Here is a 20,564-nt window from a genome sequence, read left to right on the forward strand (position 1 = left end):
CGGGACGATCACGTTCTGCCAGAGCCAGCCCACGATGTCGCCCAGCAGGCGGACCCCACCCATGAGGAGCTCGAAGACCGTGCTGATCACGGCCCACGCGACCTTAACCGCCGAACTGATCCCGGACCACGCCGGGACGATCACGTTCTGCCAGAGCCAGCCCACGATGTCGCCCAGCAGGCGGACCCCACCCATGAGGAGCTCGAAGACCGTGCTGATCACGGCCCAGGCGACCTGAATCGCCGAGCTGATCCCGGACCACGCCGGGACGATCACGTTCTGCCAGAGCCAGGAGATCGCCGGCGCGAGCGTGTTGACCACCCAGTCCCCGAATGCCTGCAGGGCTGGCTGGATGACCCCAGACCATGCGGCGGACACGGCCCCGGAGATAGCGGACCACGCAGGCACGATCACGTCCTGCCAGAACGCAACAATGGCCGGCCCCAGCGTGCCCGTGATCCACCCGCCGAACGCCTGCAGGGCAGGCCAGATGACCCCAGACCATGCGGTGGAGATGATCGCGGAGATCCCGGTCCACGCCGGAACGATAACGCCCTGCCAGAAACCCATGAACGCCGGCACCAGGGTGCCAGTGATCCACCCAGCAATGGCCGCGAACACGGGCTGAATGACACCAGTCCATGCCGCCTGCGCTGCGGCCTGGATGCCGGTCCACGCGCCGTCCACGACGGTGCGGAACCACTCGAAGTTCTGATATGCGAACACCGCGGCGGCCGCGAGCGCAGCGAGCACCACCAGTACGACGCCAATGGGATTAGCAGCCATGACCGCATTCAGCGCTGCCATACCGGCGGTGAGACCCGCCTTCGCGGTGGCCACTGCGGTCGTGATCGCGGACCACGCCCGGAACGCGCCCATGAGCAGCCCGACGGCTCCGGCCGCGCCACCCAGGACCGCGCCCAGCAGGCCGAGCCACGCCGAGTTCTGCTGCACCCAGCCGCCGAACGCCTGGAACGCGGGGACGAGGGAGTTCTGGAACCAGCCGTACACCTCGAGCGCGCGGGCTGCGAGGATCTCCATGAAGCCGAGCAGCCCGCCCTGTGTGATCGACCCGTCCGCCCGACCCCAGGCGTCGGTGAACGCGCCCACGGCCTCCACGGCCTTGCCCATCCACTCGCCCAGCGCGCCGAAGACTGTGGCGCCGAGGGGCTCTAGCCAGACCAGCACGTTGTTCTTGAAGAGCTGCCAGGCTTCGGCGAAGTCCATGGTCTCCTGGCCGACGCCGAGGATGGAGTCCGAGGACTGGCCCGCGGCCCGGGTGAGGTCATCCAGGTTCAGCGCGCCGGACTGCAGCGCGTCGATGAACTGCGGGGCGCCCTTGGTGCCGAACACCTTTGCCGCGAGCTCCATCGCGGATGCCTGGTCCCCCGAGGCGATGAAGCCCTTGATCTCGCCCACGACGCGCTTGAACGCCTCCTGGGGGGCCTCCCCATCCTTGGCGAGGGTAACCATGCCCTTGGACATAGAGGCCATCATCTTGCTCGAGTTCAGGCCCGCCTTGTCGAGCTCGCCGGCCATCACAGCCGTCTCCTCGAACGAGAACCCCAGGGCCTTCATCGCTGGCGCGTTCGTGCCGACGATGGACGCGAGGTCGTTCATGCCCACGCCGGTGGCCTGGGAGACCTGGAAGAGGTGGTCCATCGCCCCGACCACGTTCTCGCCCTCAATGCCAAACGCGTTGAAGGCCGCCGAGGTCTTGTTGATGTCCACGTCCTCGCCGAGGATGCGGCCAGCCTCGAGGTACTGCGCGGCCACGGTCTCCAGCGTCCCGCCGGAGAGGCCCATGCGGGTGTTCAGGTCTGCGACCGTCTGCCCCACCTGGGAGAACTCGGCCGGCACGGACTGGCCCACACGCTTCGCGGAGTCCACGAGCCCATCCAGTGCGTCACCCGAGGCACCCGTGCCCACACGGATGGTGTCAGCGACGTCATCGAAGACCTCACCCACCTTGTACAGGAACGCCCCCGCCGCCAGGACCCCCGCGCCGGCGGCCGCGACGCCCGTAGCCATGGCCTTCCCGAACCGCTTGCCGATCTGCGAGCCCGCACCGTCCGCCTCGGCCCCGGCGCCCGTAACGAGCGCGGGACCGAAGCCCCGGAAGGACGGCAGGACCGGCAGCCAAACAGCCTCATCAGCCTGTGCCATGACGACCTCCTCGGGTCAGTGTGTGGACGCGCGGGCGATCGCCTCGAGCGCCTCGCTCTGCAGCGCGGCGATGCGACGCTCAGCGCGCCGCTTCCGGGCGCGCTGCAGCGCCGTCTCCGCAGGACGCGGAGCGGCTGGCATCTTCGGCTTCGCCTTCACGACGTCAGCCACGAGCTTGAACAGCGCCTCAGTGGCGCCCGTGAGCCGATCCAGACGCTGCTCAACCGGGCCGTACTCGGACAGGCGCGGCGGCCCGGACTTCTCCGGGATCTGATCCAGGTGCGCCTCAATGAACTCGTCGTCGTCGAGCTGCGCCAGCTCCATCCGCGAGCGCGGGGGCAGGCCCTGGATGAGGGTGTGCAGTCGACGCCAGGAGTGGACCCCGCGGAAGAAGTCCAGGAGGTCCACCCCGTAGACGTCGAGGAGGTCGCACTCGAGGTGCGGCCCGTACCTGTTGACGAGTGCGATCAGGTACGGGAGACGGCTTCCCCCGCGGGGCGGTATCCCTGCTTGATGAGGGCGCGGATCTTGCGGGGGTCCTTCTCGTGGACCTTGCCGCCGCCGGGGCCGATGAGCTCGACGTCCTCGGCGAGGTCGAAGAACAGGGCGAGGTCGGTGATGAGGTTCTCCATCGCCTTGTACGGGGCGCCGGCGAGGAGCTTCTCGATGCGGGGCCACTGGTCGCCGCAGAGCACGATGAGCATGGCCTCCATGTCGCCGGTGCGCTGCGCGCGTGCCCACTGGAGCAGGGAGGCGCCGGTGGGGGCGGGGATCTCGATGGTCTCCTCGGCGGAGACCTTGAGCTGGAACGGGGCGTGCGCGGCCTCGGCCGTGTAGTCGTCCCAGGTCTTGAAGGTGTTCTTGCTCATGGGTGGTGGGCCCTTCTGGTCAGTCCTGCTTGGCGGGGGTCTTGCGGGCGGCGCGCGTGGCGCCCTCCTGCTCCCGGGGCTTCCAGCCGCGGGCGATCAGGTCGGTGCGCTCGGTCGGGGACGTGGTCGTCCACTCCCGGCCGTCGGGGTGAACGAGGGTCTCGGCCTTCTCAGCCATGGGTGCCTCCGTGAGGGTGGTGGGCAGGGGTGGGAAGGCGGCGCGGGCGGCCCACCAGCTACAACCCGCGCCGCCGGTCAGAGGGAGGGATCAGGCGGCGGCCGGGGCAGGGAAGCCCATCGCGGCGTGGTCCAGGCCGGGGCCGCCCCAGATCTCGCGCATCGCGGTGCCCACGGTGCGGTCGTTGTAGCCGGTGAGGGTCAGGCCGTAGCGCAGCTCCTCCTCCTCGGACCACTTCTGCTCCGCGGACTCGGACACCTGCGCGCGCGGCAGCCAGCGGACCACGTAGATCGCGTCCGGACCGTCGCCGTCCTTGCCGACAGCAAGGACGCGCCACAGCAGCGACGCCGGCCGAGAGGGCTTGTCGATGACCACGTTGCCCTTGGCGTCGGTGGTGAGCCCGGACAGGTCCACACCCTTGTCCATCTCCAGGGTCGTCAGGTGCGTCTCCTGCGCGGTGAACTGCAGGCCGGCGACGTCGGAGAGGATGTCTCGGCGGGTCGGCTCCGCGTAGCCATGAGAGGTGACGTCGGAGGTCTCCTGCTCACGGGTCCAGGTCGCGCCGTCCTCCTTGGTCGTCATTCCGATCGGCGTGTACCCGGCCGGGAGGACCAGCTTGGTCCCGTCCCAGATCTGCACGGGAGCCTCGTCCTCGGGGGCGTAGCGCTTCGCGAACAGCGCCATCTCGAGGACCTTGCGGATGCGGTCGTTGTTGTGGCCCTTGATGTCGTCGAAGGTGCCGGTCGTGGGGGTGGCGGTGGCCATGGGTGCCTCCTAGAGGGGCGGTCGGAAGAGAGGGGGTGCTGGGGTCAGTAGCGGCGGAGCGCGACCCGGTACACGGCCACGAAGCGGTGCACCGCGGGGTTGCGGAAGTCCACCCACTGCGGGGCGGAGACCGTGCGGACGGAGTCGAAGAGCACCGCGCCGGCACGGTGGGCGCGGACGGCGGCCATCGCCGCCCTCGCCCGCTCGGCGAGGTCACGGGCCGCGGCGCGCGACGGGGCGAACGCCTCGACGTCGATCGCCGCGGAGTCCGTGATCCCGTCGTCCTCGCCCGGGCCGCGCGTGATGCGCACGAAGCCGGGGAGCTGCTCGAGGTCGGTGGGGGTGGCCGTGGCCACGCGCACACCGAGGGTGTCGGCCAGATACTTCACGAGGGCCTTCTCGACGTCGGGCCACATGCGGCTCACCCTCCTTCAGCGGCGCGGCCCAGGATGCGGCGCCGGCCCGACCGGGTCGTGCCCCACTCCTGGTCCACGTTGTCGCCCACGACGTTCACGTAGGGGCGGCCCTGCGGGCGGACGCCGCCCTGCGTGGTCACGTTCATCTCCACGCCCTCGCTGGCCGCCAGCCCGCGCGCCCGAGAGGCGATGCGGTCGGCGACCTGCTGCAGGGCCCCCGGGATGTCCGGATGGTTGACGGCCTTGGCCATCAGCTCGGGGCCGATGCGGACCTCAGCCACGGACCCGCTCCAGGGCGGCGCGGATGAAGCCGGGGGTGATGAACCCGCCGGGCTGGCGGCCGGGCTCGCCGACGACCTGGTACTCGTGGCCGGCCAGGCGCACGGCGTCGGCGGCCTCGAGGTCGGTATCCAGGGGCAGGTAGATCCAGTAGCCGTCGATCTGCTGCTCGGCCGCGGTGGTCTCCTCGGAGGATCCGCGGGGCTCGTACCAGCAGGGCACGGTGATCGTCTCGGGCCCGCCGATGATCGGCAGCCCGTAGTCGTCGTACTCCCCGGTGGGGGTGGCCCGAAGAACGAGCTGGCAGGTCTCGGTCATCAGCTGCATCAGGGCCTCCAGTGCAGACGGTGCCGGTCCATGGCCGCCGACGTCGTGGGGTCGTAGCCGCCCTCGAGCGAGACGGACCGGCCGGCCAGGGACTCCTGCTTGATGCGCCCGCCGGTGTGCGCGGCGGCCCGCTCTGCGAGCGCCGGCAGGAGCGCAGGCGGACACTCCAGGTACCCGTGCCGGAAGGTCACGTCCACGACGCGCGGGCCGCGGCAGGCGGAGGGCATGCGCACGGCGGCGTCGCCCTCCCACACCCACCCGGGCACGGCCGTGCCATCGGGGGCCGCGACGGCGAGCACCTCGAGCACCCGCAGGGAGGGGAGAAGAAGAAGGTCGCCCTCGACGCGCAGACGCGCGGTCTGCGTGATGACGGGGGCGATGTGCCAGCCGCACTCGGCGCGGATGGCGTCGGCGGCCGCAGCCACCGCCGAGGACGGGAAGGGGCCACCGCGGAAGCCGGCCAGCGCCTGGGCTCCCACGAGGTCGGGAAGTGCGGCGGCGTCGGTCAGCGTGATCTCCACGGTGGCCCCTCCTGTCACTCGGTGTCAGCCGGCTCGGCCGGCTTCTGGTCGGCCTCCGGGGCCGCGGCGGCGGACTTGTTCGCCGGGCCCCGGCGAGCTTTGTTCGCGGTGGCCTTGGCCTCCTTGAACTCCACGGCGAGCTCGCCGTAGCGCTCGGCGTCCTGCGGGGTGAGGAGCACGGTGTGCTCGACCCCGGCCATGGTCAGCAGGTACTGCTTGCGGTTGTCAGCCATGTGAGCCGTCCTTCGGGTCAGGCCGCGGCAGCGGCGAGCGTGACGTCCACGAACGCGGTGGGGACGCGCACGGCCAGGGCCACGCGCTCCTCGATGCGGGTCGTGATGATGTTGGACGTGAAGTCCACGTCGTGGGAGTTCGTGGACTCCACGCGCACGCCGCCCTTGCGGTACACGGTCGATGCCGCCCCGAACGCGCCCACGAGCGGGCGGCCGGCGGGGACCGCGGCGGACACGATGGTCCGCACGCCCCACAGCGGGGGCTGCCACTCGATGCCGCCGTTGCCGTACTCGCCGGCGAAGAAACCGCCGCCGAAGTACTGGCCGTTGCCGTCGCGGCGCAGGCGCAGCGCCTGGTAGTCCATGGGGTTGATGACGATGCCGTCGGCGGTGAGGCCGGTGGCGGTCTGCACCTTGGACAGCGCCCGGTACAGGGCGTCGGGGTTGTCCGCGGCCGAGGCGGCGGTTTCGGTCTGGATGCCCGAGCGCATGCGCAGGCCGAGCACGTTCGAGCCGGTGCCGTCGCCGTTGAGGAGCTGGTTCTCCTCGGCCAGGGCGAGCAGGTACAGGCCGCGCTCGTTGATCTCGGACACCAGGAACGCGGCGTCCTCGACCATCTCGTCGGTGAACTTGATGAAGCCGGCGATCTTCTTCAGAGCGTCGGTGCGCTGCTCGGGGTCCTCGAAGTGCAGCTGCGGCTTCTTGCCGCCGGGGGCGACGGTGGTGAAGCCGCCCTCCACGAGCGCGTCCTCCACCAGGTAGGACACCGCGTTGGAGCCGGCGCCCAGAGTGCCCTGACCGAGGAGGTCGGAGACCACCGGGCGGCGGAAGGCACGGACCACGGTCTGATCGAAGGTGGTCAGCCAGGGGGCGACGACGGCCGGGGTGCCCTGCGTGTCCGTCGCGGCCTTGGCCTGCGGAGCGAACTCCGGCGCGGCCACGGTGGCCCCCGAGACGGACTTCACGCGAGACAGGCCCGCGGCTCCGATCGACTTCACGAAGTGCTCGCCGAGCGTGCGCGCGGACTTCGCGTCGCGGTCGGTGCCCTCCGGGTCCGCGCCGTGGGACTCCAGGCGCGCCATGAGCGCGTCGGACTTCTCCGCGTCCTTGATCTTCACGTCGAGCTGCTCCACCTCGGCGAACTTCGCCTCCACGGTGGTCTGCTCGTCCTGGGTCAGGGCGCGCTTGGCGCTCTTCGCGCCGTCGATGATGTCGCGGGCCGCCTTCAGGGCGGCGGCGCGCTGGGCCTTGAGGTTCATCATGAACCCCTCTCTGCGCTCTCCAGGAGCGCGTAGTAGGTGAGCTCTGCCGCCAGCAGATCGACGGACGCCGCGGACTTCAGGTCCTCGGACTCGACGGACGACTTGGCCCCGCGAGGCTCCTCGTCGCTGGCCGTGCCCTTGCCTTCGGTTCCGGCGCTGGCCTTCTCCTGGTCGTCTGGGGTGGCCGCGGGCGCGGCCTGACCGTCCTCGTCCGCGAGCGCGGCGAGGACGGAATCGATGGCGTCGCGCGCGTCGCGCAGCGCGGTCTCGTTCTTGGCCGAGAGCACGCGGCCGGCCTTGATGCCGTCCACGAGGCCCTTCACGGCCACGACGGAGGTGTCCTGGTTCGCGCCGATCGGCACGAAGCTGAACTCGTGGACGGCGAGCTTGCGGAGCTCGTTGGCCTTGCGGCCGTCCTCGAGCTCCACGGCGCCTTCCTCGAGGGTGTCGTAGGCGAAGGAGAGCTGGCGCAGACGCCGACCCTTCACGAGGCGGTAGACGTGGGGGCCCTTCGGGGACTCCATGTCGAACATGCCGCGCACCCACCAGCCGTGCTCGTCCTCGCCCATGTCCGTGGCGTAGGCGACGAAGAAGTCGGGGTCGTCCATGCGGTGTCCGTAGAGGCCCGGCAGGGAGTCCCCGGCGTCCTTCCACTTCTGCAGGGTCTCCGCGAACGCGCCGGGGGCGACGACGTCGCCGTAGGAGTCCGGCTCCTTCGTGAACGTGGAGGGGTAGACGATGAACTCGCCCTCGGCGAGGCCGTCCTCCACGCCGGCCTTGACCTGGCCGACCGGGATGGTCTTGATGTGCATGAGCCCTCCTCGGGTCAGCGGGTGATGATCAGCGAGCACTGGCAGTTGGCGATGTCCTCGGGGTCTCCGGTGAAGGAGCCCGGCCACGGCATGCCGTTGGAGAAGTCCTCGTCGATGCCGACCTCCTCACCGTCCAAGGCGGCGTGGGAGGCGCGCGGGTTGTCGCTGTTCACGACCCACGTCTTCATGGCCCGCGGCATGGTCTGCCGCGGCCCCTCGGCGAGGCCGAAGCCCACATAGGTCGCGGCCGCGGTCATGCCGGACTGCGCCGCACGGGAGTCCTCGGCCACGTCGAACACATGGGCGGCGGCGTCCACCGGGTCCGCGTCCTCCTCCTCGTCATCGCGGGCCGCGAGTGCGTCCTCGAGCTGAGTGAGGGTGGAGGCGTTGACCTGGCGGGCGATCCGTTCGGACACGGCCGTGAGGAACTTGCGGGTGCGGGCCTCGGAGTAGGCGGCAGGATCGCCGCCCATCTGCTCGAGGACCTCGCGCGCGGCCGTGGTGGCCACGTCGAGGCCGAGGTCCAGCAGATCCTCGGTCAGCTCGCGGTCCCACCGCTCGGCGTCCCACCACGTGGGCGCCTTCGCGCCGAGCGCCGTGAGGACCACGGCGCGCTGGCGGCCGGCGTGACGGGCGAACACCTCCCCGAGCGCGTCCGCCTGGTCCGCGGGGATGGTGTCCTCGGCGGGGGCCTTGAGCTCGAAGCGTGTCGGCGGGGCGGCCTTGCTGGCCGTCGCCGGGGCGGTGTTGCGGTTCTGTGAGCCGGAGTCCAGGGGGGAGGCCTGGCCGCCGGTGATGACGTTGAGCGGGGTGATGAGCTCGTCCCCTCCGGGGAGTGCGGGGAGGTTGCGCATGCCGCGGGCCTCGTTGCGGGTCATCCAGGGGCCGCCGACGGAGGCCTGCAGCTGGGCGGCCTGCTCCTCGAAGTTGCCCTGCAGCTTCTCCTCGATGTTGAACTCCACGTAGTGCGTGGCGGGGTCGAGGCCGAGGCGGGGCACGAGGAAGGTGTTCAGACGGGACTCGATCTGCGCCAGGAGCGGGCCGATCGTGTCGCCGTAGAGCATCTTGCGGAACTCGCGGACGTTCGCGTAGGTCGCGCCGTCGTTCTGCCCGATCATCGTGGGGTTCACGTGGTAGGCGGCGGCGACGGTGGTGAGGGAGAGCTTCGCGGCCTCCACGAACTGCTGATCGCGGGCGGAGAAGTCCACGGTCTTGAGGGTCATGCCGTCCTCGAGGATCGGCGTGCCGCCGGCGCGGGAGCCGTCCCCGGTGAACTTGGCGTACCAGTCCTCGCGGAACGCGGCGCGGGCCTCGTCGGACCACTGCCTGGAGTTCGCCGGCCGCTCGAGCACGGCGGAGACGCGGCCGCCGCGGCGCCACACCTGGGAGCGGTACTTCGCGGCCTCGACCTGCTCGCGCAGCGTCTCGCGGAGCGCGTCCACCGTGGGGGAACCGGCCGTGGCCGAGTCCGGGTCGTAGCCGGCGAACGGCAGGATGTTCTCCGCGGGGATGGTCTCGGGCGCGCCGTCGGCGCGCACGTACACGCGGTATGCGGACACCTTCCACGGGGTCTCGCGCACCGGCTCCACCCAGGTGGGCGGCAGACGGCGGATCATCCACCCGGACGTGGTGTCCGAGGACGGTGCCACCCACCAGTACGCGCGGTCGTAGAGGGCAAGGTCGCCCACGAGCGCGAACGTGAGCTCGTACGGGGTCATCGTCCCGTCCACCTCGCGCAGCACCCGCGCGAGGTCGGAGGTGCGGTCGCGGTGGCGGTCGCCGTCCGCGGCCCGCTCGAACACGTGCAAGCCCAGCTGAGCCACGTTCCGGGCGAGGAAGGCGACCACGGTGCGCAGGTGCGGCTGCGTGCGCCACATCTGGGTCGCGGTCATGTTCGACGGGTTGGCCAGGGACACGAGCTCGGGGGAGCCGAGATGCGTCACGCGCGGCGTGAACACCGCGGACCCGGAGACCGCGCCGAGGATCGACTGCCAGAACGCCATGCAGCACCTCCTCGGAGCTTCAGATGGTCATCACGCCCCGTGTCTCGTACACGGAAGGGGCGGTGGTCGGGCCGATGGTCGCCTGCCAGGCGGCCAGCGACGTGGCCTCCAGCGGGGAGACGTCCGCGGTGGACGCCTTCCGGCCGATCGCGAAGCGGTCCCCGACCGGGCGCAGTGCGGCGCCGGCCACCGCGGCGTCCAGCTCCGGGGCCGGCGTGTGCAGCAGCGCCCCGTCCGAGACCCGCGAGCGCAGGTTCGCGAAGGCGTCGAGCACGTCGGAGGTCGTGGCGACGTGCAGCTCCACGCCCTCGCGCTCGAGGGTGGGGATGAGCATCGCGCCGGGCCCCTTGCCGTCAATGACGAGGGGCACCTCGAAGCGGGCCTGCAGCTCGTGGGCGCGGTCCACGGTCCAGGCGGTGCCGGGGCCGTGCTGGAGCACGCGGGGCCAGACGCGTCCGGCGTCGTCCACGCCGGCGCCGACGAGGGCCGCGGACTTCAGGTCCATGGCCACGGCGACGGCGAGGCCGGTCATCTTCAGGTCGGCGGGCCGTTCGTCGTCCTCGCGGGCGCCCTGCTCCCACTTGCCGGGGCCGAAGATGTCCGAGGTGGAGGGGTCGTCCCACCAGCCCATCCGCTCGCGTGCGAACTCGGCCGGGGGGAGTGCCTCGCGCTCGGCGGCGACGTAGCCCTCGGTGAGGCCGGTGCCGTTCGCGCGGATCCGGCCGAGCAGGGGGTTGGCCTGCTTCCAGTTGTCCCGGTCGTCCAGCTGGCAGCCGGCCCACTTCCCGGGCTCGTGGTCGCACTTCTCCGAGGCGCAGGCCAGCACGGGCGCGCACCACTCGCAGTACGCTAGGCGCGGCGAGGAGCCGGCACGGCCGCGGTCACGGATCTTGCGGAGCACGTCGGAGTGGGCGACACCGGCGGAGGACCCGTAGATCACCTGCGGGTCGGGCCGCACGGACAGCGTCGGGAGCAGGGCGCCCATGTGGTCAGGCTGCAGCGCGAACGCCTCGTCGAGGACGACCTTGTCGCCGGAGAGGCCACGGCCGCCGGCCTTCGTGCGTGCCCGGAACTTCAGGCGCGCCCCGGTGCGCAGCTCGATGGCCTCGTCGCCGTTCGCGCGGTGGATCTTCTTCACGCGCTTGGAGAGGAACGAGGAGCCCTCGATGAGGAGCTCCATGTCCCGGAACGCTTCCTGCGCCGTGGAGAACTCGTGGGCGGACCAGATGATCAGCTGCTGGTCGGTGATGAACAGCCAGCCGAGGGCCATCTGCTTGAGAAGGCCCGTCTTCATGTTCTGGCGGGCGCAGATCACGCACACCTCGAACGAGCACGCCTTCCCGCGGCGGTCCACCGCGAACGCGTCGTCCAGGACGAGGCGCTGCTCGGGGTCGGGGCTGAAGCCGACGACGTCGCAGAGGTCCGCGACGTCCGGTCCGTAGGTCGTCCAGCGGTCCTGCGGCGTCGAGCGGTAGTACGGCTCAACCAGTGCGGAGTCGTTCCTCACGTCGGCGTCTCAGCTCCTCGAGCTCGTCCACTTCCTCCACCGTGTCCGCGAGCGCGGCGGCCAGGGTGACCTCGAGCTGCTTCACGAGCGCGGCGACCGCGGAGCCGGTGTCGAGCATCGGGGCGTCGAGGCGCTGGGCCAGGACCATCGCGGACTGCCCACGCGGGGTGAAGAGCACCCCGCCGTCGCGCAGCGCCTTGCGCGTCGCCGCGGCGACGCCCTCGACCTCGGGCTCGTCGTCGATGACGACCCGCCCGGTCACGACCTCGGGGCCAGCCTCCTCGGCAGTCCGCGAGCGCTCGGCCAGCGCGGTCTTCACGTCCGCGGGAAGCTTCGGGCCCTTCTTGCGGTGCGCGCGGACGCGGCATGTCGTGGAGCAGTACCGGGCCGTGTCCCGCTTGGCCTCGAACGCGTTCCCGCACTCGGCGCACGCGATCTCCACGAGCACCTCCGTGGGTCGAGAATCCGCGCCGTTACAGGGATCGCGGGGGGTGGTTACGTTACGTCCAGACCCCGGGGAGAGGCCTGACTACCGGGCGGAGTCAGCTGGCCCGAGCTTCCTGAAGATCCGAACCCCCTACCCCTGGGGGGTTACCAGTCGCGGACCGTCGTGGCGGACTTCGCGGCGCGGGCCGCGGTGGCGTTGGCCTGTCCGGCGGCCCGGTTGCATCGGCGGTGCTCGGGGCCTTGGTAGCCGCTGCGGTCGTCGGTGTGTCCGAGGTCCCAGGGCTCGTCGGGCTCGATCGGCTCGCCGCATCGGGCACACGCCGCGTGGCCGGCCTTCACGGTCGGCTCGTACTGGGCGCGGAGCCGCTGGTGCTCGGCTCCGTACCCGCGGGCCGTGGTCGAGGCCAGGACCATCACTCTCACCGTCCTCGCCTCGGTGGTCTGTCCACTGGCAGGAGCAGCCCCGACGGAAAGGAGCCTCGTCGGGCGCTGGTGTTCGGCTGCCGCGTCCTTCGCTCCCCGGGCCGGTCGTGAACTCCGGGGCGGGGTGACGTGAACCAGTGGGCACCGCGCGCACCCGAAGGCCGGCGGAGCTGGGAACGACGAAGGCCCCGACCGTGGCGGTCGGGGCCTTCGCGAAGTGTCTGGGCTTGGGCGCACTTATCCCAAGCACTGCCGAGCGTACACCCTGCTCACCTCACCCGCCAAGCAGGTGCGCCACCTGACCGGCGGCCGCACCGCACTGGGTGGCGAGGTCCACGACCTCGGGGCCGACCCACTCAGCACCGCACTCCCCGCACCGAGCGCGCGGGGTGGTGCCCATCGTGACGACCAGCGCGGGCGTGTCCACCAGTTCCTCGTGGTCCGCATCCCACACCGGGGTCTTCGCCACTCCACACGCCGGGCACTCCACCCCGCGCAGGGCCACGACCTTCGGCGGATCGAGCAGCCGCTCGACGGACAGGACCCACGGGCGGACGACGGCGAGCACCTCCGCCTCCCGGCCGAGCGCAGTCGCCCGCACCGCCACCCACCGGATCCGCTCGAGCAGGGTGAGCCCACCGAAGCCTGGCCTCGGCGGACCAGCCACCGCGGCGGGGGCGACCCGGAACTCCTGTGCCGCCAGCGTGAGAGCGAGCGGGTTCACCGGCCCGGCCGAGCGCATCAGCCACTGCAAGTGCGTTGCCTCGTCCTGCACCTGGCACATCAGCCTCAGCGCCGTCATGTCCAGCGGGGCGCCCGAGCCCGACGCCGATCCGCCGGCGCCGCCCTTAGCCTCACCCGAGGGGTGCAGCGCATCCTGCAGCTCAACCAGCAGAGGCCGCGCACGGATCACCACCGGCCCCGACGCCGTGGCCACCACCTGCGGGGTCTCGACCGTGAGTCTGTCCACCACCATGCTCAACTCACTCATCCCGCCAGCTCCCTCTCGATAGTCCGGTCATGCCACTGGTCAGGCCGCCACACGGCGACGTCGTCTCCAGCCGCGGCGAGCAGGCCGATCCACTCCTGCTGGTCCTTGCTCACCCGGCCCTTCATGGTCTTCAGCTCCCGGAACAGCACCCGACCATCACGGCCAAGCACGAGATCCGGCCACCCGGGGCCCGAGCGGCGGCTGTCGTAGGTGTGATAGACCTTCCAGCCCAGCGACTCAGCCATGCGCACCACGGCGTCCTGCAGGTCCCTCTCGGACATGGCGGCAGCCATCATCCGCACGTACTCCTCCTGCCTCACTGCCCACCGCCTCCTCGTCCTCTGCCACCACGTCTGCCCCGTCTACGTCTCCTGCCCTGCCCTTCACCAGCCGCGTCCCCGTCCAGACCAGACCCGTCCCAGCCCGAGCCCTGCCCGTGCCCGACCAGACCCAGCCCTTCCCGACCCTTCCCGACCCGACCCGACCCGGGGAATCCAGATCCTTCAGCCTGCCGATCTGCCAGGATCTGCAGATCCAGTCCCTCAGCCACCTCTTCCGGCAGCTCGGGCACCCACTCGGCCTCCTCGAGGTCCAGCGGCGTCAATGACGGCGCCGGCGGCGGGGCAATGCCCCGCGCGGCCAGCCAGTCGTCCAAGCTCTGCTCGCGCTCCTGCACGCCGCGGCGCACCCGCTCGCGCTGAGCAGGGCCCGCGCCAGCGGGCACGCCCGAGGCGCCGGCCCCGCGCACGACGTCCGCGCGCGGGCGCTCCGGCCGGGTCGCGGTGTCGCGCACGCCCTGAAGGGGTGCTGCGGTCGCGGCGCCGGCGGTGCTGCCTGCTGCGTCGAACCGTGCTGCGGTGACCGGGCCCGGCGCGCTCTCGCGTCGCGGTGCCTGCTCTGCTGCAGAGGATGGTGCTGCCTGCGGCGCCGCGCTCGCGGGCTCCTCAGGGGTAGACGGGACGACGTCGTGCTCCGCGAGGAACGCGAGCGTGTCCGCTCCGTAGAACGGGCGCTCCGGCGGCTGCATCAGCGTCCGGTCGAACGAGGTGTTCTCCTCGTCCTTCCGCGCGCCGTTGCAGGCCCGGCAGGCCACCACGAGATCCTCGGGTGACGCGGCGCCCTGGCCGGGGTGCACGTGGTCGTACGTCGCGCCGCGGCCGGACTTGCGGTCGCGCCAGGCCACGGTCTTGCCGCACCAGCGGCATCCGTCCCCGTCGCGGAGCCGCACGGGCACCGTCAGCTCGGCGTTGGCGACGTCGGCGCGGCGCTGGGTCTCCCAGGCGCGCTCGGCCTTCAGGAGCATGTGGAACAGGTCCTTCTCCTGCACCAGCCGGAACGCCGGCCGCTCAGCACCGGTGGCGTCCTTGACCACGGTCCGAGTCCAGTAGCCCGCCCGCTCCGCCGCGCCCGCAAGCGCCCGGAAGCGGGCGTCACCGCCGGCCGTCACGCGGGCAGTGGCGAGCGTGACCACGTAGTCCTGCTCGTGCTGGGCGGACATGACCGCGCAGCGGCAGACGTACCCGAAGAGCTCGTTCACGAGCCGGTCGTCCGCGTCGTCCGTCTCCAGGGCCGCGAGCGCGATCGGGTGCATCGCGGAGGCGTCCGAGACCTTCAGCCACGGCATCAGCCCTCCCCGTCTGCGGGGCCCGCGAGCGCGTACTGGTCCTTCTCGGTGCCTTCCGCCATGCCGGCCGCGATGTCATCTCGGGTGAGGGTGAAGGACTCCCCGGCGGCGGTCACCGTCAGGCCTTCGACGCGGGCGTTCTTGAAGCCCTTGCGGACGGCGGACGCGAGGGCGTCCTTGGCTTCGGTCTCGTCCTTGGCCGCCTGGTGCTCGCGCTGGGCGAGGTTCAGGGCGTGGGCGAGGTCCTCGGTCTGCTGGCGCCAGTCCAGCTCCATGCCGTCGAAGTCCGGGGTGTCCTCGTCCTCGGGGTCCGTGCGAGCGATCGAGAGGATGCCACGCACCGCGCCACCGAGCGCCACCTGGTACGACTGGCCGGTGCGGCGGTTCCCGGTGATCGTGAGCTCCTGCCCGTGCTCCTTCGCGGAGCGCACCCACCGGCCGAGGCCGATCGCGCCGACGATCGTGTGCAGGGGCAGGTCCTCCCCGGAGAACGGGGCGGGCATGACCGTGGCGGCCACGTTCGGGAACTCCGGGTCCGGGGCGCCGCCCTGGAGGACGAGCTCGTTGCCGTCGATGAGGCCGCCCACGTCCTGGAACGTCATCTGGTGGCCCGACTCCCGTGACTCGCACTCGACCAGGAGCTGCGCCTGGTCGAAGTCGTCCTTCGAGGACGTCGCGGCGAACACGGCCAGGAACTTCTTCGCGGCCGCCGGGGAGAGGTGGAAGGCGTCGTCGGCCGGGGAACCCGTCAGGCCCTCCGCCTCGAGCACGGCCGCGCGGGCCATGACCGACGTCGAACCCGATGAAGCCATCACCCACGCCCAGTCCTCCGTGACCTGCACGCGCAGGTCCCCGCGCACGCCCGCCTTCGGGCCCGCGCTGTGCGGCAGCGCCACGGCCACCGCTGTACGGAACTGCATCATGTCCAGGGTGATCCTCATGCTCTTCCCTCCAGGGCGTCGGTGATGGTGCGCACGAGCGCGTGATGCTCGGTGCGGCGGCGGGCGGCCTCGTCCGCGGGGATCTTGCCCGCGTCGAGGTCGTGGGTCAGGGCCCGGTCGAACGCCTCGATCCGGGAGAGCGCGGCCGTCAGGGCGGAGCGCTGCAGGACGAGGGCCTCGACCAGGTCCTCCTGCGCGCGGCGCACGACGTCGCAAACCACCGAGCGCAGACGCGGCGAGTACGTGGTGAACCCCGGGACGAACCGGCCCTCCCGGGTAGCGGCCTGGGCGGCCGAGGTGAACACGCGGCGGACGTACTCCGCGTGCTCCCGCTCGTCACTGGCGGCCGGCAGGGACTGCTCCAAGCCGGCCAGCGCGGTCAGGGCGGGCGCGATCATGTGCGGCTCGTCGCTCATGAGCAGGCCTCCAGGTGCGCGCGGTGCTTGACCCAGTCCAGGGCCGCGGTGAGCGCCAGGGTGTGGGTGGGGTGAACGAGGAGGGGTCCGCTGGGCAGGACCGCGGCCCACGCCGAGTCGGTGATCTTCAGGACGCGGGGGCGGGGTCCGGGTTGAGGCCAGGTGGGGAGAGCGGCGGGCATCAGGACTCACCCCCGGCGGCAGGAGCCGACGCGCGGCGCGTACGGCAGAGGATGCAGAGGTCATCCCGATCGAGGAGGACATCGCGGCGGCCGCAGGTGCAGTCGCCCATCTTGTGGCCCACCAGGTCAGGGGAGCGCGGCGGGGGCAGCTGCACCGGGACATCAGCCGGCGGGGCCGGGGCCACGGGCGCGGCGGGCGCGGCGGGCGCCTTGCGGGGCGGGCGCGGTGCCCGCGGCGCGGGAGGTGCAGGAGGTGCCGACGTCGCCGGCACGGACGTCGGGCCAGGGGCGGGCGGTGCCGGCGGGGCGGGCGCGGCGGCCGTGTCGCCCTCCGGCCAGCGCGCGAAGGTCTCGACCGTGCCGTCCGGCTGGCGACGGCTGGTCGTCTCGCAGCCCTTCCGCTTCCACCAGGTGCCCTGCCCCGAGCTCTTGCCGCGCGCGACGACAGCCCACTGACCGGGGCGCTCCTGCAACTGCTCGAGGAGACGGAGGTTCTTGCCCCCTCCACGGCCAGCCCCACGCGAGGGGCCTGGGTCCTTCCACTCGATCTGCTCGACGCTCATGCTCTCCTCCTCATCTGGGCGGCCCGATTCAGGTCCGCGACCACATCTGCCTCACGCTCCGCGCGAGCCGCGCGGGCGTCCTCCATCAGGTGCCAGGCGCACACCCGGTGATGCGGGCACACCCCCAGGTGCCGGTTCTGCCGGCAGCACCGGCCATCGCACGGCGTCCCGTGGTACGCCGCAGCCCTCTTCTGGCTCATCGCCGCCCCCTCCGCTGACGCTCGGCACGGGCACGCTCCTCGGCCCGCGCGCGAGCCAGACGCTGACGGGCCAGCGCCGTCATCCCGCCCCACACGCCGAACCGATTCCGCGGGCCAGCACCCACCTCGTACTCCATCGCCGCGCGCAGACACGCCTCACGTACCAGGCACCCCCGGCACGCCTCCACCGCCGCGGACTCCGCGGCCGGCGCCGTCGCGAACCACAGCTCCGGGTCCGCACCGGACTGACGGCACGGCGTCACCAGATCCGGGTCCGACAGCGGCGACAGCCCAGGCGCCGCAGTGGCCACGGCCAGGGCGGGCGCCGACATCACAGCTCTCCACCGGCGGCGGCACCCGTGTCGGCCTGCGAGGCCAGCGGGTCCGCCGCGCCGAGCTCACGGATGGCACGGGCCTCCGGCTCCGTCCACTCCCACCCCAGCGCGTGGCGCAGCTCGAACCACGTCATGGTCCTTCCGCGGGGCTGCACATAGCAGTTGAAGCCCAGATAGAACGGCCGGCTCCTGCACAACAGCCACAGCGCGGCCTGCTCCACGAGCGACCGGCCCTGCAAGGCCTCACCCACGGCTTCCGGGACGGGCCCGCTGATCTCGCCGAGCTGCAGCACACGGGCCATGGCGGGGAACTCGTTCATGCCGCCCGCGCCGCCCGCGCCGTACGTCGCCTGGTGGTGGTAGCGGGCGAGCACCCGCAGCGTGCGCTCGTCCCCGGCCTTCACCGCGGGAAGCACAGTGGAACGAATCCACTCGTCCTCCAGGCCCACCACGTCCGCCAGCTGAGCGTCGAGCTCGGCCGTCAGCGCCCGATGGGCCGCGCGGGCCTCATCCTCCACGGACTGCTCCCTCACCGGGCGCGGCACCACGTAGACGACGTCATCGGAGTGCTCGTGCACGATCACCGAAGCACCCGCCGCCTTCGCCTCCTCCGCGGTTTCGAACTGGGCCTCCTGCCACGGCTGCTCCGAGCTCCACAGCGGCTCATCCGGCGCCTGGACCACCGGGACGCCGGCGGCCACCATCTCGGCGACCACCTTCGGCCGGCGCTTGCGCCACTCCCGCGCCGTCTTCGCGCGCTTGAGGTGCCACTCCCAGTTCGTCGGGTGCGTGTCCAGCACCTCGAGCAGCTGCTCCTCTTCCGGGTCGCCTGCGAAGTCCGCGAGGGCCTCGGCACGTTCGAGGGTGAGCTGGCCGATCTGGAGCTTCTCGTAGGCCGCGTCCGGCAGGCGGGTGAGCTTGGCCCGAGACCTGACCCGGCGCGCCGAGAGCCCGGTCTCCCTGGCCACGCGCTTGGCGTCCCAGCCGTCGAAGTCGAGCATGGTCTGGACGGCGTCGGCCTCCTCCGTGATCGAGAGGTCCTGTCGGTGCACGTTCTCCTGGACCATGGCCGCGATCTGGTCCCGCTCGTCCAGGAGATCGTGGCGCACGAGCACCGGGACGACGTCAAGGCCGGCCTTGTGGGCGGCGGCCAGGCGGCGGTGACCCATGATCACCGTGTAGTCACCCTGGAGCGTGGGATGCGGGGCGACCACGAGCGGCTGGTGGATCCCCTGGGTGGCCACCGAGGCCACCATCTCCTCGTCCGCGACAGCGCGGGCGCGCACGTTCTTCGGGTGGGGGCGCAGTTTGGCGACGAGCATCTGCTCGAACGTGGCCTGCGCTGTGGGTTGCATCTTCTGCGTGGCCATCAGTGGCCTCCTGCCTGTCTGCGGGCCTGCTCATCGGCGGGCCGGTTCGGGTCGAACACGGGAGCGAAGCTGGCGTCCACGGAGGTGGCGCCGGGAAGAGAGAGCGCGATCCGGCCGCGGCACTGCCTCCAGTCCGAGCCGTCGAGCGTCACGTAGGGCGTCTTGAGGGACGGCCAGTAGGTGCGGGCCGCTGCCACCACCGCGGTGCGCAGCTCGGTCTTGGAGCGGTACGACACCTGCGGGTACCGGGCGCCGAGCTTCGGCATGGGCTTGCGGCCGGCCACCTGGAAGATGACCTGGTGCGTACGGCGCGGCTCAGCCATCACGGCGGCCACCCCCAGCGGGCGCGGGCGCGCGGTGCGTGAGGTGCTCGTCCAGGGCCTCGAGAAGGAGGACCGCGCCGTGCTTGCTCTTCGGGAACCACGGCGCCGGGGCGTCGGTCTGCGTGCACGCGGGGCACCACACGTACGTGCCCGGCGCCGACGACGACCCACCCGGGCCAGGCCAGAGGATCACCGAGGGCACGCTCCCGCCCATCGACGGCGGCCCCACGGGCACCACGGCCCGCACGGCGTCGGCAGGCGCGAGGCTCTGGCCTGTGCCGGTGTCGTCGGTCTGCGCGGTGAGGACGCGGATGAGGACGTGATCGAGGAGCGCACTCACAGGGCACCCCCCAGCGCCCACACGACCGCGAGCTCCGCGAGCGGGGCCGCGCACACCACGAGCAGCCACAGCAGGCCCGCGACGACGAACCTTGCCAGCGCCTGCAGGTAGGCCGCGGCCGAGCCCGCCTCCGGCGCCCACCACGGGGCGACCACAGCGGGAACGGGGGCCGGGGTCGGGACGGCGGCCAGGGCCGGCCGCGGGGAGACGAAGAACGCCTCGACCTCCACGACGTAGATCGGCTGCGCGCTCATCAGGCGTCACCACCCTCGAGGCCCTCAGCACCATCGCCGCAGTCCGGGCCGCCCAGCTCGACGCCCTCGGTGTCCTCGTACGCCTCCGGTCCGGTCTCGAGGAGAGCAGACAGCATGGCCCCAAGCTCCTGCGCCGCCCACAGCCACCGCTCTTCCTTCGTCAGCGGCGGCTCCGTAGCCTCGGTATCACCCGCACCACACGCGCGGGCCGCGCCGGCGCACCGGTACCCACACGAGGAGCAGCACCCATGACCCGGATCTTCGTCAACGACCGTCCCATTGCTAGCTCCGGAAACGCCCGTGCCAGCCAGTTCCTCTACGTCCTGGGGGAAGTCATCGTCGATCGTCTCCGAGCCGGGCAGGCTTCCGGCGTGCGCATCACCACCGACGGCAGCTTCTACTCCCTCACCCAGATCCCGGCGACGGCGCTCGTCACCGTGGAGTACGAACACCGTGATGCCCAGTTCACCGGAGAGATGATCGAACTGCGGGGCGTGATGGAGGAGTCGCTCATGAACACTGGTGAGGTCACGCTCAACCTCGCCGCGGGGCGAGCCGGGTGACCTGGGGTTCTCGACGAACGAGCTGAACGCCCGGTTTCCGACAGTGAGTGTCGGCCCACTGAACGCCGCCTCCCGCCGCGCGGCTGCGAACTCACCCGGGGTCGTCTTCGGCGCATCTGCTCTCAGCCCGGTGAGCTCGCAGATGACTTCGGACAGCTGGTCTTTGTGCACGTCGATGGACAGCTGGACGTAGTCCGTGCCGCCGGCGGTGATCTTGAACCACATGGGGTGCTCCTCTTCATGGGGTGGCCGGC

Annotated in this window: 28 protein-coding genes; all 28 read right to left on the reverse strand. The window is 71.7% G+C overall.

Annotated features, from left to right (window positions below):
• Positions 1-2,166, reverse strand: a 2,166-nt coding sequence (locus tag AB0302_RS04460; protein WP_366370641.1) for a phage tail tape measure protein, incomplete at its 3' end; no start/stop codon positions are given.
• A 15-nt stretch (positions 2,167-2,181) separates the two neighbouring features.
• Entirely contained in the window at positions 2,182-2,574 is a 393-nt protein-coding gene (locus tag AB0302_RS04465; protein ID WP_366370642.1) for a hypothetical protein, read from the reverse strand.
• Between the two features lie 59 nt (positions 2,575-2,633).
• Positions 2,634-3,035, reverse strand: a complete 402-nt coding sequence (locus AB0302_RS04470) for a hypothetical protein (RefSeq protein ID WP_366370643.1) — start codon at positions 3,033-3,035, stop codon at positions 2,634-2,636.
• A gap of 19 nt (positions 3,036-3,054) precedes the next feature.
• Positions 3,055-3,213 carry a hypothetical protein gene (locus AB0302_RS04475; RefSeq protein ID WP_366370644.1) on the reverse strand — a complete coding sequence of 53 codons (159 nt, stop codon included), beginning with the start codon at positions 3,211-3,213 and terminating at the stop codon, positions 3,055-3,057.
• 90 nt (positions 3,214-3,303) lie between these two features.
• Complete coding sequence (locus AB0302_RS04480) at positions 3,304-3,978, reverse strand: hypothetical protein (RefSeq protein ID WP_366370645.1); 675 nt, start codon at positions 3,976-3,978, stop codon at positions 3,304-3,306.
• A 44-nt stretch (positions 3,979-4,022) separates the two neighbouring features.
• The gene (locus AB0302_RS04485) at positions 4,023-4,394 is read right to left on the reverse strand and encodes a hypothetical protein (protein ID WP_366370646.1); all 372 of its coding nucleotides are present in this window, start codon (positions 4,392-4,394) and stop codon (positions 4,023-4,025) included.
• Between the two features lie 5 nt (positions 4,395-4,399).
• Positions 4,400-4,675, reverse strand: a complete 276-nt coding sequence (locus AB0302_RS04490) for a hypothetical protein (RefSeq protein WP_366370647.1) — start codon at positions 4,673-4,675, stop codon at positions 4,400-4,402.
• Positions 4,668-5,000: a hypothetical protein gene (locus AB0302_RS04495; RefSeq protein WP_366370648.1), complete on the reverse strand. Its 333-nt coding sequence runs from the start codon at positions 4,998-5,000 to the stop codon at positions 4,668-4,670. The genes AB0302_RS04490 and AB0302_RS04495 overlap by 8 nt, the downstream gene beginning before the upstream one ends.
• Positions 5,000-5,521 carry a hypothetical protein gene (locus tag AB0302_RS04500; protein ID WP_366370649.1) on the reverse strand — a complete coding sequence of 174 codons (522 nt, stop codon included), beginning with the start codon at positions 5,519-5,521 and terminating at the stop codon, positions 5,000-5,002. The genes AB0302_RS04495 and AB0302_RS04500 overlap by 1 nt, the downstream gene beginning before the upstream one ends.
• A 14-nt stretch (positions 5,522-5,535) precedes the next feature.
• The gene (locus tag AB0302_RS04505) at positions 5,536-5,754 is read right to left on the reverse strand and encodes a hypothetical protein (RefSeq protein ID WP_366370650.1); all 219 of its coding nucleotides are present in this window, start codon (positions 5,752-5,754) and stop codon (positions 5,536-5,538) included.
• Between the two features lie 17 nt (positions 5,755-5,771).
• Positions 5,772-7,016, reverse strand: coding sequence for a phage major capsid protein (locus tag AB0302_RS04510; protein WP_366370651.1), 1,245 nt, complete (start codon positions 7,014-7,016; stop codon positions 5,772-5,774).
• Complete coding sequence (locus tag AB0302_RS04515) at positions 7,013-7,828, reverse strand: HK97 family phage prohead protease (RefSeq protein WP_366370652.1); 816 nt, start codon at positions 7,826-7,828, stop codon at positions 7,013-7,015. The genes AB0302_RS04510 and AB0302_RS04515 overlap by 4 nt, the downstream gene beginning before the upstream one ends.
• Before the next feature lie 14 nt (positions 7,829-7,842).
• Positions 7,843-9,831 carry a phage portal protein gene (locus AB0302_RS04520; RefSeq protein ID WP_366370653.1) on the reverse strand — a complete coding sequence of 663 codons (1,989 nt, stop codon included), beginning with the start codon at positions 9,829-9,831 and terminating at the stop codon, positions 7,843-7,845.
• Positions 9,832-9,850: 19 nt separating this feature from the next.
• Positions 9,851-11,338: a hypothetical protein gene (locus AB0302_RS04525; protein ID WP_366370654.1), complete on the reverse strand. Its 1,488-nt coding sequence runs from the start codon at positions 11,336-11,338 to the stop codon at positions 9,851-9,853.
• A complete protein-coding gene (locus AB0302_RS04530; RefSeq protein ID WP_366370655.1) occupies positions 11,313-11,780 on the reverse strand; it encodes a hypothetical protein in 468 nt (155 codons plus the stop codon). The genes AB0302_RS04525 and AB0302_RS04530 overlap by 26 nt, the downstream gene beginning before the upstream one ends.
• Before the next feature lie 149 nt (positions 11,781-11,929).
• Positions 11,930-12,199 (reverse strand): hypothetical protein, encoded by a 270-nt coding sequence (locus tag AB0302_RS04535; protein WP_366370723.1) that lies wholly within the window; start codon positions 12,197-12,199, stop codon positions 11,930-11,932.
• A 283-nt stretch (positions 12,200-12,482) separates the two neighbouring features.
• The gene (locus tag AB0302_RS04540; protein ID WP_366370656.1) at positions 12,483-13,199 is read right to left on the reverse strand and encodes a hypothetical protein; all 717 of its coding nucleotides are present in this window, start codon (positions 13,197-13,199) and stop codon (positions 12,483-12,485) included.
• A complete protein-coding gene (locus tag AB0302_RS04545) occupies positions 13,196-13,519 on the reverse strand; it encodes a VRR-NUC domain-containing protein (RefSeq protein ID WP_366370657.1) in 324 nt (107 codons plus the stop codon). The genes AB0302_RS04540 and AB0302_RS04545 overlap by 4 nt, the downstream gene beginning before the upstream one ends.
• Positions 13,516-14,823, reverse strand: a complete 1,308-nt coding sequence (locus tag AB0302_RS04550) for an HNH endonuclease (RefSeq protein WP_366370658.1) — start codon at positions 14,821-14,823, stop codon at positions 13,516-13,518. Before AB0302_RS04550 ends, AB0302_RS04545 begins: the two co-directional genes overlap by 4 nt.
• The gene (locus tag AB0302_RS04555; protein WP_366370659.1) at positions 14,823-15,764 is read right to left on the reverse strand and encodes a hypothetical protein; all 942 of its coding nucleotides are present in this window, start codon (positions 15,762-15,764) and stop codon (positions 14,823-14,825) included. The genes AB0302_RS04550 and AB0302_RS04555 overlap by 1 nt, the downstream gene beginning before the upstream one ends.
• Positions 15,761-16,180 carry a hypothetical protein gene (locus tag AB0302_RS04560; RefSeq protein WP_366370660.1) on the reverse strand — a complete coding sequence of 140 codons (420 nt, stop codon included), beginning with the start codon at positions 16,178-16,180 and terminating at the stop codon, positions 15,761-15,763. The genes AB0302_RS04555 and AB0302_RS04560 overlap by 4 nt, the downstream gene beginning before the upstream one ends.
• Before the next feature lie 181 nt (positions 16,181-16,361).
• Positions 16,362-16,925: a hypothetical protein gene (locus tag AB0302_RS04565; RefSeq protein WP_366370661.1), complete on the reverse strand. Its 564-nt coding sequence runs from the start codon at positions 16,923-16,925 to the stop codon at positions 16,362-16,364.
• A 196-nt stretch (positions 16,926-17,121) separates the two neighbouring features.
• Positions 17,122-17,457 carry a WhiB family transcriptional regulator gene (locus AB0302_RS04570; RefSeq protein WP_366370662.1) on the reverse strand — a complete coding sequence of 112 codons (336 nt, stop codon included), beginning with the start codon at positions 17,455-17,457 and terminating at the stop codon, positions 17,122-17,124.
• A complete protein-coding gene (locus AB0302_RS04575; protein WP_366370663.1) occupies positions 17,457-18,830 on the reverse strand; it encodes a ParB/RepB/Spo0J family partition protein in 1,374 nt (457 codons plus the stop codon). The genes AB0302_RS04570 and AB0302_RS04575 overlap by 1 nt, the downstream gene beginning before the upstream one ends.
• Positions 18,830-19,153 carry a hypothetical protein gene (locus tag AB0302_RS04580; RefSeq protein WP_366370664.1) on the reverse strand — a complete coding sequence of 108 codons (324 nt, stop codon included), beginning with the start codon at positions 19,151-19,153 and terminating at the stop codon, positions 18,830-18,832. The genes AB0302_RS04575 and AB0302_RS04580 overlap by 1 nt, the downstream gene beginning before the upstream one ends.
• On the reverse strand, positions 19,146-19,493 hold the full coding sequence (locus AB0302_RS04585) for a hypothetical protein (protein ID WP_366370665.1): 348 nt from the start codon (positions 19,491-19,493) through the stop codon (positions 19,146-19,148). The genes AB0302_RS04580 and AB0302_RS04585 overlap by 8 nt, the downstream gene beginning before the upstream one ends.
• The gene (locus AB0302_RS04590) at positions 19,490-19,747 is read right to left on the reverse strand and encodes a hypothetical protein (RefSeq protein ID WP_366370666.1); all 258 of its coding nucleotides are present in this window, start codon (positions 19,745-19,747) and stop codon (positions 19,490-19,492) included. Before AB0302_RS04590 ends, AB0302_RS04585 begins: the two co-directional genes overlap by 4 nt.
• Positions 19,747-20,535, reverse strand: coding sequence for a hypothetical protein (locus AB0302_RS04595; RefSeq protein WP_366370667.1), 789 nt, complete (start codon positions 20,533-20,535; stop codon positions 19,747-19,749). Before AB0302_RS04595 ends, AB0302_RS04590 begins: the two co-directional genes overlap by 1 nt.
• Positions 20,536-20,564 lie beyond the last annotated feature (29 nt).

The organism is Micrococcus sp. NPDC078436 (genome assembly GCF_040702705.1).
Classification (GTDB): domain Bacteria; phylum Actinomycetota; class Actinomycetes; order Actinomycetales; family Micrococcaceae; genus Micrococcus.

What these genes read in the sequence shown, in the direction of transcription:
- AB0302_RS04595 (WP_366370667.1), bottom strand. Translation starts at nt 20,535, where the DNA reads ATGTGGTTCAAGATCACCGCCGGCGGCACGGACTACGTCCAGCTGTCC.
- AB0302_RS04555 (WP_366370659.1), bottom strand. Translation starts at nt 15,764, where the DNA reads ATGAGGATCACCCTGGACATGATGCAGTTCCGTACAGCGGTGGCCGTG.
- AB0302_RS04575 (WP_366370663.1), bottom strand. Translation starts at nt 18,830, where the DNA reads ATGGCCACGCAGAAGATGCAACCCACAGCGCAGGCCACGTTCGAGCAG.
- AB0302_RS04550 (WP_366370658.1), bottom strand. Translation starts at nt 14,823, where the DNA reads ATGCCGTGGCTGAAGGTCTCGGACGCCTCCGCGATGCACCCGATCGCG.
- AB0302_RS04505 (WP_366370650.1), bottom strand. Translation starts at nt 5,754, where the DNA reads ATGGCTGACAACCGCAAGCAGTACCTGCTGACCATGGCCGGGGTCGAG.
- AB0302_RS04515 (WP_366370652.1), bottom strand. Translation starts at nt 7,828, where the DNA reads ATGCACATCAAGACCATCCCGGTCGGCCAGGTCAAGGCCGGCGTGGAG.
- AB0302_RS04470 (WP_366370643.1), bottom strand. Translation starts at nt 3,035, where the DNA reads ATGAGCAAGAACACCTTCAAGACCTGGGACGACTACACGGCCGAGGCC.
- AB0302_RS04580 (WP_366370664.1), bottom strand. Translation starts at nt 19,153, where the DNA reads ATGGCTGAGCCGCGCCGTACGCACCAGGTCATCTTCCAGGTGGCCGGC.
- AB0302_RS04495 (WP_366370648.1), bottom strand. Translation starts at nt 5,000, where the DNA reads ATGCAGCTGATGACCGAGACCTGCCAGCTCGTTCTTCGGGCCACCCCC.
- AB0302_RS04520 (WP_366370653.1), bottom strand. Translation starts at nt 9,831, where the DNA reads ATGGCGTTCTGGCAGTCGATCCTCGGCGCGGTCTCCGGGTCCGCGGTG.
- AB0302_RS04510 (WP_366370651.1), bottom strand. Translation starts at nt 7,016, where the DNA reads ATGATGAACCTCAAGGCCCAGCGCGCCGCCGCCCTGAAGGCGGCCCGC.
- AB0302_RS04475 (WP_366370644.1), bottom strand. Translation starts at nt 3,213, where the DNA reads ATGGCTGAGAAGGCCGAGACCCTCGTTCACCCCGACGGCCGGGAGTGG.
- AB0302_RS04560 (WP_366370660.1), bottom strand. Translation starts at nt 16,180, where the DNA reads ATGAGCGACGAGCCGCACATGATCGCGCCCGCCCTGACCGCGCTGGCC.
- AB0302_RS04485 (WP_366370646.1), bottom strand. Translation starts at nt 4,394, where the DNA reads ATGTGGCCCGACGTCGAGAAGGCCCTCGTGAAGTATCTGGCCGACACC.
- AB0302_RS04480 (WP_366370645.1), bottom strand. Translation starts at nt 3,978, where the DNA reads ATGGCCACCGCCACCCCCACGACCGGCACCTTCGACGACATCAAGGGC.
- AB0302_RS04565 (WP_366370661.1), bottom strand. Translation starts at nt 16,925, where the DNA reads ATGAGCGTCGAGCAGATCGAGTGGAAGGACCCAGGCCCCTCGCGTGGG.
- AB0302_RS04535 (WP_366370723.1), bottom strand. Translation starts at nt 12,199, where the DNA reads ATGGTCCTGGCCTCGACCACGGCCCGCGGGTACGGAGCCGAGCACCAG.
- AB0302_RS04570 (WP_366370662.1), bottom strand. Translation starts at nt 17,457, where the DNA reads ATGTCGGCGCCCGCCCTGGCCGTGGCCACTGCGGCGCCTGGGCTGTCG.
- AB0302_RS04590 (WP_366370666.1), bottom strand. Translation starts at nt 19,747, where the DNA reads ATGAGCGCGCAGCCGATCTACGTCGTGGAGGTCGAGGCGTTCTTCGTC.
- AB0302_RS04540 (WP_366370656.1), bottom strand. Translation starts at nt 13,199, where the DNA reads ATGAGTGAGTTGAGCATGGTGGTGGACAGACTCACGGTCGAGACCCCG.